Origin of the sequence: Limosilactobacillus galli, assembly GCF_947381495.1 — a bacterium.
Classification (GTDB): Bacteria; Bacillota; Bacilli; order Lactobacillales; family Lactobacillaceae; genus Limosilactobacillus; species Limosilactobacillus galli.
The window spans coordinates 1-13,791 of record NZ_CANCWK010000004.1; the positions used below are offsets into that span (position 1 = coordinate 1).

Consider the following 13,791-nt stretch of genomic DNA (forward strand, 5'->3'; position numbering starts at 1 on the left):
TGCAAATTGTGGTTCAAGCACTCATCAGAAGGGTGTTTGCTCACAAGCCACGTCCTTTAGGGCGTGGTGGTTGACTAACAGCCGGCTGATGGGGATGCTCTTGGACGAAAGCGAGCGCGTCGACCTTCAGCCCCGTGAGCTCGGTCAAGCAGGAGTTGAGTTGCTGTTCAATTCGCGTAAGCACCACCAGCTGGTGGACTTCAAGATATACGATTGATGGGGACGCAAATACCCATAAGATAGGGAGCACGGTGAAGGCCGCGCTCCCTTTTTATCTTCCCGGGGCTTTTCCTTGCTTAACCCGGTGTAAATCGCTACACTAGTTGAGTCATGAACAAGTAAGAGATGGGGGAATCAATTCATGGAAAAAGTTTACATTGTGGCGGCGCAGCGGACACCGATCGGCAAGTTCAACGGGTCATTGGCGACCCTGACGGCCGTTCAGCTGGGCACGACGGTAATTAAGGACGTGCTGGCTAAATCCGGCTTAGCAGCGGGCCAGGTTGACCAGGTCCTGATGGGAAACGTCATCCAGGCCGGCAGCGGGCAGAACCCGGCGCGCCAGGCGTCCATGGCGGCTGGCTTGGGGCAGGCCGTTCCCGCCATCACAATTAATGATGTCTGTGCTTCTGGCCTCTCAAGCATCAACCTGGCCGCTAGTTTGATTCAGTCCGGTCAGGCTCAAGTAATCATTGCCGGGGGGATGGAGAGCATGACCAACGCCCCTTATGTTCTGAAGAAGGCCCGTGGCGGCTACCGCTTTGGCGACGGCACCCTGATCGATGCCATGCAGGAGGATGCCCTAAAAGATGTTTACGGCGGCTACCCGATGGGAATCACCGCGGAAAACATCAACGAACGCTACCATGTTACCCGCCAGCAGCAGGATGATTTTGCCCTGGCCAGTCACCAAAAGGCGGTTCGGGCACAAGAGACAGCGGCCTTTGATCCTGAAATCACGCCGGTGCCGGTGATTGATCGGCACGGCAGTCACGTGGTCGATCAGGATGAGGCCCCGCGTCCCGACACCTCCATGGCGGCCCTGGCTAAGCTGAAGCCGGTCTTCAAGCAGGACGGCACCGTCACGGCCGGCAATGCCTCAGGGATCAACGACGGGGCCGCCGCAGTGGCTCTGGCTTCCGCAACGGCCGTTGAAGAGTACGGCCTGACCCCGCTAGCTGAGTGGGCCGGCGCTTCTTTGGTCGGGATCGATCCGGCGGTGATGGGGCTGGGTCCGTACTATGCCATCAAGAAGCTCTTTGAGACGACTGGGCTGAGCACCGCCGACGTGGACCTCTATGAAATCAACGAAGCCTTTGCCACCCAAGCCCTGGTTTGCCAGGACTGGCTTCACCTTGACCCCGCCAAGGTCAATACACGCGGGGGCGCGATCGCCCTGGGCCACCCGGTTGGCTGTTCCGGGGCCCGGATTCTGGTAACCCTGGTTCATGAGATGCAAGACCTAGATCGGCAAACGGGGATTGCGTCTCTGTGTGTCGGCGGCGGCATGGGAATTGCTGCATTGGTCCGGCGGGATGAATAGTTTTAAAAATTAATTAAAGTTTTTTGGCCGTGATAAATCCCGTTATCACGGCCTTTTCATTATTTTTCACTGCAACCGTTTGCATAAAATTTGCGCAAACGGTTGCACAATTAGCCCAATTCTGGTATATTATTAACGTGAAAGTTATGAAGCGCTTACAAACGTGTTTCATAAGAGAGCAATTATTGTTGTATAAATTAAGGAGTTGTTTGTAATGAGTCAAGAAAAGTCCGCCGGTGCCGGATTACCAGCGCTCTCGAAGTCAACCATTTGGATGATCAACTTCGGGTTCCTCGGTGTCCAAACCGCCTTTACCTTGCAAAGTTCACAAATGAGCCGGATCTTCCAAACCATTGGGGCCGACCCAAACAACCTGGGATGGTTCTTCATTCTGCCACCACTGGCTGGTTTAATTGTTCAACCAATTATTGGTTATTACTCAGACCGTACCTGGGCACCAAAGCTCGGTGGTCGCCGTCTGCCATACCTGTTACTCGGGATGATCGTGGCGGTTATTGTTATGCTGCTGCTGCCTAACTCTGGTAGTTTCGGCTTCGGCTATGGTTCACTGGCCGCCCTGTGGTTCGGTGCCATCACCGTTGCCCTCCTGGACCTGTCATCTAACGTCGCCATGCAGCCATTCAAGATGATGGTCGGTGACATGGTCAACGATGACCAGAAGAGTTACGCTTACGGGATTCAGAGTTTCTTATCAAACACTGGTGCCGTCCTGGCTGCCATCTTCCCATTCGTTCTGACCTGGTTCGGGGTTGCCAACATCGCCAAGAAGGGGGTCGTTCCAGACTCAGTTATTATTTCCTTCTACGTTGGTGCTGCCCTGTTGATTGTTACTAGTCTGTTCACGGTTTTCCGTGTTCACGAATACGACCCAGCAACCTACGCTATGTACCACGGTATTTCCGAAGAGGATAACACCGAGGGTGGTAACTGGTTCGAACTCCTGAAGCACGCGCCAAAGGCCTTCTGGACCGTTACCCTGGTTCAATTCTTCTGCTGGTTCGCCTTCCAATACCTGTGGACTTACTCCGCTGGTGCGATCGCCAAGAACGTTTGGAACACGACCAACGCTACTTCCGCTGGTTACCAGGCCGCTGGTAACTGGTACGGGGTTCTGGCTGCCGTTCAGTCAATCGCCGCTGTTGTATGGTCATACGTTCTGGCCAAGGTTCCTAACAAGTACCACAAGGCTGGTTATGCCGGCAGTCTGCTGCTCGGTGCTATCGGGTTCCTGTCAGTATTCTTCATCCACTCCCAAGGCGCTCTGATCTTCTCTTACATCCTGGTCGGAATCGCTTGGGCTGGTATGAACACTTACCCACTGACCATTGTTACGAACGCCCTTTCTGGTAAGCACATGGGTACTTACCTGGGTCTATTCAACGGTTCAATTTGTCTTCCACAAATCGTGGCTTCCCTGCTGAGTTTCGCACTGTTCCCACTGCTTGGTAGTTCCCAAGTTAACATGTTCATCGTTGCCGGGATCGTTATGGCCTGCGGTGCATTGTCAGTCGGTGCAATCAAGGAAACTTACGCTGAATAATTTAATTTAACTGATAAGAAGATTTATAATAAGGGCGTAGTTGATACACCCTTATTTCGTATGAAAGGAATTGAGAAAGCAATGAAACGGACATTTGATATCGCTCCATGGCATGTCGCTACCAAGACATGGGATCCTGAAGACAAGCGTCTCCAAGAATCAATGACTAGTTTGGCAAACGAAAACCTCGGGATGCGGGGCTTCTTTGAAGAAGGCTACTCCGGTGACCATATGCAGGGCCTCTACCTCGGTGGTGTTTGGTTCCCTGACAAGACCCGTGTTGGTTGGTGGAAGAATGGTTACCCGAAGTACTTCGGTAAGATGATCAACGCCGTCAACTTCATGAAGCTGGTCATCAAGGTCAACGGCGAACAGCTGGACCTGGCTAAGCAAACGCCAAAGGACTTCAAGCTGGACCTCGACATGAAGCGTGGGGTACTGGAACGTGAATTCACCGTTGAAATCGGTGGAACGACGATGTACTTCAACTTCGAACGGTTCGTCAGCGCTACCCAAAAGGAATTAGTTGGCCAACGCCTTCACATCAAAAACCGCGGCAACAGCGATGCCAAGGTTGAAATCACCAGCATGATCGATGCCGATGTTTACAACGAAGACTCCAACTACGACGAACAATTCTGGAACGTCCTCAACAAGAGCGCTGAGGGTGAACACGCCGAATTGACTTCCATGACCAAGAAGAACGACTTCGGGACGCCACAATTTATTGTTGGCATGAAGACCACCACCAAGACCAACTTGGACCACACTGGTGACGGCACTAGCGACAAGACCGCCTACAACACCTTTGCAGGCACGGTTGCTGCTGGTAAGGAAGTTGACTTCGAAAAGCGGAGTCTGACGGTTACTTCCCGGGACTTCGACACTGAAGAAGCAATTGAAAAGCACCTCGATGAATTAAGCGCTAAGCTCGACAACGAGAGCTTCGACGACTTACTAGACCCACACGTTCAAGAATGGGCTGAACGTTGGAACAAGTCCGATGTTGAAATCGATGGTGACGAAGGGGCTCAACAAGGGATTCGTTTCAACCTCTTCCAACTCTTCTCAACTTACTACGGTAACGATTACCGGCTGAATATTTCACCAAAGGGCTTCACTGGTGAAAAGTACGGTGGTGCTACTTACTGGGACACCGAAGCTTACTGTATCCCAGTTTACCTCGGGGTTGCTAACCCAGAGATTGCTCGTAACCTGCTGATGTACCGTTACAAGCAACTCGACGGGGCCTTCATCAACGCCAAGGAACAGGGCCTGAAGGGTGCATTGTTCCCAATGGTTACCTTCAACGGGATTGAATGCCACAACGAATGGGAAATCACCTTCGAAGAAATTCACCGTAACGGGGATATTGCTTACGCTATCTACCTCTACACGAAGTACACCGGCGACAAGTCTTATGTTCTGAACGAAGGGGCCGAAGTCTTGACCGAAATTTCACGGTTCTGGGCTGACCGGGTTCACTACTCACAACGTAAGAACAAGTACATGCTGCACGGCGTAACTGGTCCTGATGAATACGACAACAACGTTAACAACGACTGGTACACTAACCTGCTCTGCCGTTGGACGCTGAAGTACACCCTTGAAATTCTCAAGGAAGTTGACGACAAGGTTGCCAAGAAGCTCAACGTCTCCGAAGACGAAAAGCGGCAATGGCAAGCAATCGTGGACAACATGTACTTGCCATACGACAAGGAACGTGACATCTTCCCAGAAAACGATGGCTTCATGGACAAGGATCTCAAGCCAGTTGCTGATATTCCAAGTGACCAACTGCCAATCAACCAACACTGGTCATGGGATAAGATCCTGCGGTCACCATACGTTAAGCAGGGTGACGTTATCCAGGGTCTCTGGGACTTCATCGACGACTTTACGAAGGAACAGAAGAAGCACAACTTCGACTTCTACGAACAATACACTGTTCACGAATCAAGTCTTTCTGCTTCTGTTTACTCCATCATCGCCGCTGACCTCGGTTACGAAGATAAGGCCGTTGAAATGTACGAACGGTCCGCTCGGCTTGACTTGGACAACTACAACAACGATACCGTCGATGGTCTGCACATCACTTCCATGACTGGTTCATGGCTGGATATCGTTCAAGGGTTCGCTGGCATGCGGGTTCGTGATGGTCAACTCCACTACGCACCATTCCTGCCAAAAAAGTGGGACTCCTACCAATTCCGTCAGATGTTCCGTGGCCGGATCCTGAAGGTTAAGGTTGACAAGCACGGTACGAAGATCGACTTGGTATCCGGTGACCCAATCACCATCGACCTTGCCGGTAAGAAGCTCGAATTAAAGTAATTACGGGGGCAGACAGAGAATGAAGTTTGAAGATCTTAAAGGTTTTGCTTTTGACCTTGACGGTGTGATTGCCGACACGGCGCGTTTCCACGGCCAGGCATGGCACCAACTTGCCGATAAGGTGGGTACTGAATGGACGCCTGAATTGGCGGACAGCTTGAAAGGGGTCAGCCGGATGGACTCCCTGGAGCTGATCCTGAAGGCTGGCGGTCACGAAAATGACTATAGCCAAGATGAAAAGGTCGCTCTGGCAACAGAGAAGAATGACAACTACATCAAGCTGGTTGAAACCCTGACGCCAGCAGACATCCTGCCCGGGATGAAGAACCTGCTGGATGAATTGAAGGCCAACAATTACCACATTGTGCTGGCTTCCGCTTCCAAGAACGCACCAAAGGTTCTCAAGTACCTGCAAATCACGGACTACTTCGAAGGGATCGTTGACCCGGCTAAGCTGACGCACGGTAAGCCGGATCCAGAGATCTACAGTGAAGCAGCTAAACTGATGAACCTGCCTGCTAACCAGGTTGCTGGTCTGGAAGATGCCCAGGCCGGGATCGAATCGATCAACCGGGCCGGTGAAACATCAATCGGCTTTGGCTCATCACTGCAGGATGCCGATGTAAAGTTCGCTCACACTGGTGACGTTTCATTGGCAGCCATTAAGGAACAAATGGACAACTAACAATAACAAGTGACTCTCATACTACAACCGATCAATCTTTGGTCATTTGTTTCTTAAATAGAAAACGCTCACGGCAGAAGATACTGTGGGCGTTTTTTTTACTAATCACTGGCGCGGCTGGTGAAATTATTGCTGATTAAGACTACAATTGAGGTATCATCAAAAGGAGTGAGGCTTTTATGGTTGAATTAAAGAATATTAACTCGCTGATGCGGTTAAACAACGGGGTCACGATCCCTTGCGTCGGTTACGGTACCTTCAAGACCCCAGCCGACGTGGCCGAACAGGCGGTGACTGATGCCATCGAGGTTGGCTACCGGCTGATCGATACAGCGGCGGTCTATGGCAACGAGGAGGCCGTTGGGAAGGGGATTCGCAATTCCGGAATCGACCGGCACCGGCTCTTCGTCACCAGCAAGCTCTGGAATACGGAGCGGGGCTATGAATCGACCAAGAAGGCGTTGGACGAGACCCTGCAGAAGATGCAACTGGACTACCTGGACCTTTACCTGATCCACTGGCCAGCCAACCAGAAGCAGTTTGGCGACCGGGCCGCTGAGATCAACGCCGAAACCTGGCGGGCCATGGAAGAAGCCTACCATGAGGGCAAGATCCGGGCACTGGGTCTGAGCAACTTCATGCCGCACCACGTCATCGACTTGATGAAGACGGCGGAGATTGCCCCGGCGGTTGACCAGATTGAGATTCACCCCGGCTGGCCGCATGCTCAAGAGATTAAGTACCTGCAAGCCCACAACATTCTGGTGGAAGCCTGGGGACCACTGGGCGGCCAGGGGGCTAAGGTCCTGACCAATCCAACGATGAAGAAGCTGGCCAAAAAGTATGACAAGACGACGGCCCAGATCAGTCTGCGGTGGATCCTGCAACAGGGTGTCCTGCCGTTGCCAAAGTCGGTTCATCCTGACCGGATGGTGGCGAACACGAAGCTGTTTGACTTTGAACTGAGCGACGAGGACATGAAGACAATCAGTGAACTGCCAAACCTCGGCGGCCAGTGCAAGGACCCGGACGAGGTTGACTTCTAACCTAAACAGAAAAAGGGACTGCGGTCGAGTGCAGTCCCTTATTTTGTTTCCAGCATTTTTTTCATCCCAGGGAAACAAGTATAATGTCCTTATATACTCTATCTATTGGAAAGAAGCAAGCTCATGAAACAGATCCTAGCGACAATCAAACGGGAAACCCGGCACTTCAATCAGTACTGGTGGGTCTACCTGACTCTTTTCTTCAGTGTGGACCTGGTGATTCAGCTGGTGGTTATTCCGGCCTTCCGCCTGGTAACCACCTATGTCCTCCAGGCTGGTGCGATCCCATTTGTCTCCTACCAAAACATTGTGACCATCATCACCCAGCACCCGCTGGTTGTTGTGGCCCTCCTGCTGGAACTGGCGCTCCTCCTCCTGGTAATTTACTGGCAGTTTGCCGTCATTCTCCTCGGGGTGCGGGACATCCAGGCGGGGACGATCAGTGTGCGGCATTTGCTGCGTGAGAGCGGGCAGGCCCTGCGTCAGTTGCGGCCGGCATCGTTGCTGGTCCTGTTGGGCTACTTTGTCCTGGTGATCCCGTTTGCCAACCTGGTCTTTCGGACGCCGCTGCTGTCCAAAATCCAGATTCCGGCTTTTATTCTCGACTTCATGCCCCGGAACGCCTTCCTGCTGACGGGCCTGCTCGTCTTCTACACCCTGTTGATTGTGCTGGGGGTGCGTTACCTGCTCGCTCTGCCATTGATGGTGTACCGAGGGCAGCGGCCGCAAGTTGCCCTGGTTAATAGCTGGCACCAGACCAGCCACGGACAGTGGTGGCCGCTCGTGGCCCGGATCCTGGTGATCAGCCTGGTTGCGGGCCTGGTCATGGTTATCTTCTATGGCTTGCTGGTGGGGCTGCAATTTGTCCTGGATTTATTACCCGGGAAATTATCGCTGGTAATGGCGGTGGTCAATTTAACCCTGGTCCAGCTAGGCAGTGAATGCCTGGCCATCTGGATCGGGGTGGTGACCATCATGACCCTGGTCCGGCCCCTTGGTGATGCGATTCCGGCCACCCCGGCAGCCTTTCGGGTCAGTCGGGGGATCAAACGCACGCTGGTAGTTGCGGGCAGCCTGATCGTCCTGGTGACGGCAGTCAGTGGCGGCTTCTACCTGACGGGGAACAACCGTCGTCCCGTGACGATTTCCCACCGGGGAGTGGCCGAAAAGAATGGGGTCCAGAATACAATTCCGGCGCTGGAAGGAACCCACCGCCTTTATCCGGACTACGTTGAAATGGACGTTCACGAGACGAAGGACCATCAGTTTGTCGTTATGCACGATGAGAACCTCAAAGAACTGGCGGGGGTCAACAAAGCGCCGTATCAGCTGACCCTCAGCCAACTGACCCACCTGACGGTTCACGAGAACGGCTACCGGGCCAAAATTGCCAGCTTTGATGACTACCTGAAGGTGGCTGACCGCCTCCACCAAAAACTCCTGGTGGAAGTCAAGACCACCCCGCATGATTCCAAGGGGATGCTGACCCGGTTTAGCAACCGCTATGCGAAGACGCTGGAACGCCATGGCGATCAGGTCCAGTCCCTGGATTACCGGGTGGTGACTGGAATGCGCAGGCGGGCGTCGCACCTGCCGGTGATCTACATCCAGCCCTATAACTTCACCTACCCGAATATTGCGGCGGACGGCTACTCGATGGAGTATTCAACCCTGACGGACGACTTCATCAGCCTGGCTCACCTTCAGCACAAGCTGGTCTATTCCTGGACGGTGGACGAGCGGCCTGTGATGATGCAGGCAATGTATGACAACGTTGACGGGGTCATCACTAATAATCTACAGGACCTCAACGCGGCAATCCGCTCCTATGACAGTCGGCGGTCCTACGCGCGCCGGCTCCTCAACTACATCATGGTTGTTCCGGGGAGCCAGGAATTTGAACCATAGTCGAACATAAAAGGGAGCGAGGCAGAAGTCGTTTACGACTTCGTTTTCGAGCCCCCGCGAGCACAAATAGAGGTCCAGAGTTCGGCTTTTGCCGGGCTTTGGACCTCATTTGTGTACCGCGCTGTTCGCTTTTGACTATATAGAAGGACTTATGTCACAGGCCCTTTGCTATTAGTAGTCACCGTTTAGAATTGAGTTTTTAACAATCACGTAGTCAACCCGGCGGATGGCCTCGAGGTCGCGGCCCCCGGCATAGGAGATGGAGGATTGCAGGTCTTCCTGCATCTCACGAAGGGTGTCCTTGATCGAACCCCGGAATGGCACCAGCATCTGCTTGCCTTCAACGTTTCGGTAGGCCCCCTTCTGGACTTCGGAAGCGGAACCCCAGTACTGCTTGTAGCGCTTGCCGTCGATTGTGATGATATGGCCCGGTGATTCCAGGTGGCCGGCCAGCATTGACCCGATCATGACCATCGAGGCGCCAAAGCGGACGGATTTAGCGATATCACCGTTGTGGCGGATCCCGCCGTCAGCGATGATTGGCTTCCGTGCGGCCTTGGCACACAGGCGGATGGCGGCCAGTTGCCAGCCCCCGGTTCCGAAGCCGGTCTTGAGTTTGGTAATGCAGGCCTTGCCAGGGCCCACCCCGACCTTGGTAGCATCGGCCCCGGCGTTCTCAAGATCCCGGACCGCCTCGGGGGTGGCGACGTTACCCGCCGTGACAAAACTCATCGGCAGGTTCTTCTTGATGTATTGGATCATCTTGATAACAAAATCCGAATGACCATGAGCAACATCGATTGTGATGTACTCTGGATCCAAATGTTCGGCTTTTAGTTGATCGATGAAGTCGTATTCGGCATCCTTGATCCCCACCGAAATGGAGGCAAACAGGCCACGCTCGTGCATCCGCTTGACGAAGCCGGCCCGGTCTTCCGGCTCGAACCGGTGCATTACGTAGTAGTAGCCGTTTTGCGCCAGCCATACGGCCAGATCTTCGTTGATGACGCTCTCCATGTTGGCGGGAACGACCGGAATCTTGAACGTCCGGGGGCCGAATTTCACACTGGTATCGGCTTCCCGGCGACTCTTGATCACACACTTGTTAGGGATTAGTTGAATATCATCATAATCGAACGTTTCCACAAGAATAGCTCCTTTTTGTCATAAAATTACCGTATGTTATTATGCGCTTCTCCCCAGCCCGCGTCAACTAAAAGGTGGATCATTGTTTGTAATCGTCAAAAAATAGTTCGGAAAAGTTGTTGACGGCCGGGCTGATTTCCGGTAGGATAAATAAGTAAAAGCGTTTTTTACGAAAATAAACGATGAGGTGAATAAGAAATGTCATCAGTTGTAATTGTTGGTAGTCAATGGGGCGATGAAGGAAAGGGGAAGATGACCGATTACCTCAGCCAGGACGCGGACGTTGTCGTTCGTTCCCAGGGTGGTAACAATGCCGGTCACACCATTGCCTTCGACGGCAAGAAGTTTGCTCTGCGCCTGGTTCCTTCGGGGATTTTTGGCAAGGACAAGCTGGCCGTTATTGGGAACGGTGTGGTTATCAACCCGCCGGCCCTCTTGAAGGAGCTCCACTATCTACAAGACAATGGCATCGACGTTTCTGGTCTCCGGATTTCCAGCCGGTCTCACGTGACCTTCCCATACCACATTCTGCTTGACAAGTGCCAAGAAGAAGCCAAGGGTGATCACAAGGTTGGTACTACCAAGAACGGAATCGGCCCAACCTACATGGACAAGGTTTCCCGGGTCGGAATTCGGATGTGCGACCTTTTGGAAAAGGACACCTTCAAGGTTAAATTGCAACGCAACCTGGCCGAGAAGAACGAACTGTTTACCAAGCTCTACCATGTTGATCCGATTAACTTCGATGACATTTTCGAAAGCTACTATGAATATGGTCAGGAATTGAAGAAGTACGTTACCGACACGTCCCGGATCGTCAACGATGCCTTAGACCAGGGTAAGAAGGTCCTCTTTGAAGGGGCTCAAGGGGTCATGCTGGACGTTGACCAGGGAACTTACCCATACGTTACGGCATCTAACCCAATTGCCGGGGGTGTCTGCACCGGGGTCGGTGTGGGTCCTAACAAGATCAACACCGTTGTCGGGATCTGCAAGGCCTACTCCACCCGTGTCGGTGCTGGTCCATTCCCAACGGAACTGACTGACGAGATCGGTGACCAGATTCGGGAAACCGGTCACGAATACGGGACCGTTACCGGGCGGCCACGCCGGGTTGGCTGGTTCGACAGTGTTGCTATGCGACACGCTCGCCGGGTTTCCGGTCTGTCCTGCCTCAGCTTGAACCTGTTGGACGTTCTGACGGGCTTGAAGACCGTTAAGATCTGTACTTCCTACAAGCTTGACGGCAAGCAGATTGACTACTACCCAGCAAGTCTGAAGGAACTGGACCGTTGCGAACCAGTTTACGAAGAATTGCCGGGCTGGGATGAAGACATCACCGGGGTCAAGAAGTTTGAAGACCTGCCAATCAATGCCCAGAACTATCTGAAGCGGGTCAGTGAATTATCTGATACGCCGCTGTCAACAGTTTCTGTCGGTGCGGACCGGATTCAGACGATTATCATCAAGAACCCATGGGAACTCTAATTAAATAAAGACCGATATAAAAAGGCGGGGTGTCTGTGACACCCCGCCTTTTTGGCGGTACAATTAAGGAAAACGGAAGTAGGGTGAATGATATGGCATTAACGATAACCACGGTGCGGCAGTACCTTGACTGGCCGCTGGGGCAGACAATCAACCAAGAGGACCTTAAGCAGCAGCTGGGGGTCCACGCGACGGGCAACGATGGTGCGGACCTGACGGATAAGGTTCTCTTCAACCTCACCCAGGTCAACATCGACCAGCAGGGGGAGTACCCGGTGGTCCTGAGCGTGATGGATGCCACCGGTCAGACTGCCCAGACAAGCGTGACGCTGGATGTGCGGCCGTTGCGGTCCCAGTCGGCCGCCCAAGTCCAACAGCCAAGTCAGACGACAAATCCAGCAGTCCCAAGGAAGCGGCGCGGCTGGCTTTGGGGCCTGATCGCGGTGATCGTGATCATCTGCCTGTTGTGGGGGTGGTCTAGTCACCGGCACCAGCAGCAGAACCAGGCGGCCAATAACGCCCAGCAGAGCAGTCAGATCGCTGACAACTCAAGTAGCGTGGCTAAACTGAGCGGTGATAACCGGAAGCTGGCAAACCAAGTGGCCGAACTCCGGGGTGCCGTCAAGCAGTACCAGCACGATAAGGACCAGGAGGCCTTGAACCAGCGGCTGGATAAGATTGAGAACCAGAACCAGCAATTGAACAGCCAGGTGGGCGACAATACCAAGAACCGGCTGAACCAGGTTACCAACGTGGTTGAACAGGTTCGTCAGGATCCGGATAACGGGGTGCAGATTGTCAATGACCTGAAGAACGAGAGCGGCTTTAAGGACATTTGGAATAATATTAACAGCATGGTCCAAGGCTGGATGGACAAGTTCGCGGAGTAGCGATGATTGACAGGGTCGGCTCTGACCCGTAAAATAAATATAATTACCTTTAAGTGGTTCAGCGAGGCCATCAAGGGACGGTAGAAAGTCAACGGCTCTTCTTTAATGGTAATTAAGGAAGAGCTTTTTATTGAAAATAGAAGAGGAGTGGCAAAAATGGCACATGAAGTTGTTGATGGTTCAAGCATGCAACGGGCACTGACCCGAATTACATACGAGATTATTGAACAGAACAAGGGGGTCGAAAACCTGGTCTTTGTCGGCATCAAGACCCGGGGTGTCTACCTCGCTAAGCGACTGGCCAAGCGGCTCAATCAGTTGGAAAACGTCAGTGTGCCGGTGGCGGCCTTGGACGTTTCCCTGTACCGCGATGACCGTCATGTGCCGGATCACCACCGCGAGCCCACGGTGAAGACCGACCAACTGGATGTCGACATTACTGACAAGCACGTTATCCTGGTTGACGACGTGCTCTTCACCGGGCGGACGGTGCGGGCCGCGCTGGATGCTCTGATGGATATGGGCCGGCCGAAGCGGATCTCCCTGGCGGTCTTAGTCGACCGGGGTCACCGGGAATTGCCAATCCGGCCGGATTTTGTCGGTAAGAACATCCCGACGGCCATGAATGAGACGGTTCACGTGGCGGTTGAGGAGTACGATGGCCACGAAGATGTCACGATTGAGCATAATTAATTGCGGTAATAGAAAACGACGCTGGTTTTGACATGTCAGAGCCAGCGTCGTTTTTGCATTTATTGATATTATTCTTTCCAATACCGGGCCCTGGTCAGCAGCTCGCGGGAACGCTGGTCGGCCGGATGGTAGCCCTTGTTGAAAAGGTGCTTGAAGTACATCATGTTGTAGAAAAAGCCGAATGCGATTGATGGCCATGGAAACTCCAGCAGCCAGTTCAGACCGAAGAACATTGCCACGAGGACATAGTCGAGGTCCAAGACAATCATTAGGATAAAGTTATAGTAGTCTCCCCGGAAGAGTGCCGGAAGCGGCCCAAACCAGAGGGTCGTCCACGAGAAGCCAACCTTGGCAATGCGGAGGTCTCCCTGGTCGTTAACAATCTTGGCGTAGTTTGGCGGCAAGGGGAGATTGTTGAGGTTAAACGGGTTTTGGTCATTGTCGTTGTTATTACCAAATGGGTTTTGCATGTCTCTTCCACTTCTTTCTATATAGTA

Annotated in this window: 11 protein-coding genes and 1 pseudogene; 10 read left to right on the forward strand and 2 right to left on the reverse strand. The window is 53.0% G+C overall.

Going from position 1 to position 13,791, the window contains the following annotated elements:
• The 7 genes and pseudogenes from QOS10_RS01565 to QOS10_RS01595 form a co-directional block, all read left to right on the forward strand.
• Window positions 1–217, forward strand: a pseudogene (locus QOS10_RS01565) (hypothetical protein); the annotation flags it as partial.
• Between the two features lie 144 nt (window positions 218–361).
• Window positions 362–1,543: an acetyl-CoA C-acetyltransferase gene (locus QOS10_RS01570; RefSeq protein ID WP_283593273.1), complete on the forward strand. Its 1,182-nt coding sequence runs from the start codon at window positions 362–364 to the stop codon at window positions 1,541–1,543.
• 214 nt (window positions 1,544–1,757) lie between these two features.
• On the forward strand, window positions 1,758–3,104 hold the full coding sequence (locus QOS10_RS01575) for an SLC45 family MFS transporter (RefSeq protein ID WP_283593274.1): 1,347 nt from the start codon (window positions 1,758–1,760) through the stop codon (window positions 3,102–3,104).
• A gap of 81 nt (window positions 3,105–3,185) precedes the next feature.
• Window positions 3,186–5,438, forward strand: a complete 2,253-nt coding sequence (locus QOS10_RS01580) for a glycoside hydrolase family 65 protein (RefSeq protein ID WP_283593275.1) — start codon at window positions 3,186–3,188, stop codon at window positions 5,436–5,438.
• A 19-nt stretch (window positions 5,439–5,457) separates the two neighbouring features.
• On the forward strand, window positions 5,458–6,123 hold the full coding sequence (pgmB, locus tag QOS10_RS01585; protein WP_283593276.1) for a beta-phosphoglucomutase: 666 nt from the start codon (window positions 5,458–5,460) through the stop codon (window positions 6,121–6,123).
• 179 nt (window positions 6,124–6,302) lie between these two features.
• Complete coding sequence (locus QOS10_RS01590; protein ID WP_283593277.1) at window positions 6,303–7,169, forward strand: aldo/keto reductase; 867 nt, start codon at window positions 6,303–6,305, stop codon at window positions 7,167–7,169.
• 123 nt (window positions 7,170–7,292) lie between these two features.
• Entirely contained in the window at window positions 7,293–9,077 is a 1,785-nt protein-coding gene (locus QOS10_RS01595) for a glycerophosphodiester phosphodiesterase (protein WP_283593278.1), read from the forward strand.
• A gap of 171 nt (window positions 9,078–9,248) precedes the next feature.
• Here the strand turns inward: QOS10_RS01595 and QOS10_RS01600 are convergent, their stop codons facing one another.
• Window positions 9,249–10,223: a GMP reductase gene (locus QOS10_RS01600; RefSeq protein ID WP_283593279.1), complete on the reverse strand. Its 975-nt coding sequence runs from the start codon at window positions 10,221–10,223 to the stop codon at window positions 9,249–9,251.
• 198 nt (window positions 10,224–10,421) lie between these two features.
• Here QOS10_RS01600 and QOS10_RS01605 point away from each other — a divergent pair, with 198 nt between their 5' ends.
• The 3 genes from QOS10_RS01605 (at window position 10,422) to pyrR (ending at window position 13,294) form a co-directional block, all read left to right on the forward strand.
• Window positions 10,422–11,711, forward strand: a complete 1,290-nt coding sequence (locus QOS10_RS01605) for an adenylosuccinate synthase (protein ID WP_283593280.1) — start codon at window positions 10,422–10,424, stop codon at window positions 11,709–11,711.
• Window positions 11,712–11,803: 92 nt separating this feature from the next.
• The gene (locus QOS10_RS01610; RefSeq protein WP_283593281.1) at window positions 11,804–12,601 is read left to right on the forward strand and encodes a hypothetical protein; all 798 of its coding nucleotides are present in this window, start codon (window positions 11,804–11,806) and stop codon (window positions 12,599–12,601) included.
• A 156-nt stretch (window positions 12,602–12,757) separates the two neighbouring features.
• The gene (gene pyrR, locus QOS10_RS01615) at window positions 12,758–13,294 is read left to right on the forward strand and encodes a bifunctional pyr operon transcriptional regulator/uracil phosphoribosyltransferase PyrR (RefSeq protein WP_283593282.1); all 537 of its coding nucleotides are present in this window, start codon (window positions 12,758–12,760) and stop codon (window positions 13,292–13,294) included.
• A gap of 68 nt (window positions 13,295–13,362) precedes the next feature.
• Here the strand turns inward: pyrR and QOS10_RS01620 are convergent, their stop codons facing one another.
• Window positions 13,363–13,764 carry a hypothetical protein gene (locus QOS10_RS01620; protein ID WP_283593283.1) on the reverse strand — a complete coding sequence of 134 codons (402 nt, stop codon included), beginning with the start codon at window positions 13,762–13,764 and terminating at the stop codon, window positions 13,363–13,365.
• Between the last annotated feature and the right edge of the window lie 27 nt (window positions 13,765–13,791).

Coding starts and splice junctions, on each gene's coding strand:
- QOS10_RS01590 (WP_283593277.1), top strand. CDS start 6,303: ATGGTTGAATTAAAGAATATTAACTCGCTGATGCGGTTAAACAACGGG.
- QOS10_RS01610 (WP_283593281.1), top strand. CDS start 11,804: ATGGCATTAACGATAACCACGGTGCGGCAGTACCTTGACTGGCCGCTG.
- QOS10_RS01620 (WP_283593283.1), bottom strand. CDS start 13,764: ATGCAAAACCCATTTGGTAATAACAACGACAATGACCAAAACCCGTTT.
- QOS10_RS01575 (WP_283593274.1), top strand. CDS start 1,758: ATGAGTCAAGAAAAGTCCGCCGGTGCCGGATTACCAGCGCTCTCGAAG.
- QOS10_RS01570 (WP_283593273.1), top strand. CDS start 362: ATGGAAAAAGTTTACATTGTGGCGGCGCAGCGGACACCGATCGGCAAG.
- QOS10_RS01580 (WP_283593275.1), top strand. CDS start 3,186: ATGAAACGGACATTTGATATCGCTCCATGGCATGTCGCTACCAAGACA.
- pyrR (WP_283593282.1), top strand. CDS start 12,758: ATGGCACATGAAGTTGTTGATGGTTCAAGCATGCAACGGGCACTGACC.
- QOS10_RS01605 (WP_283593280.1), top strand. CDS start 10,422: ATGTCATCAGTTGTAATTGTTGGTAGTCAATGGGGCGATGAAGGAAAG.
- QOS10_RS01595 (WP_283593278.1), top strand. CDS start 7,293: ATGAAACAGATCCTAGCGACAATCAAACGGGAAACCCGGCACTTCAAT.
- pgmB (WP_283593276.1), top strand. CDS start 5,458: ATGAAGTTTGAAGATCTTAAAGGTTTTGCTTTTGACCTTGACGGTGTG.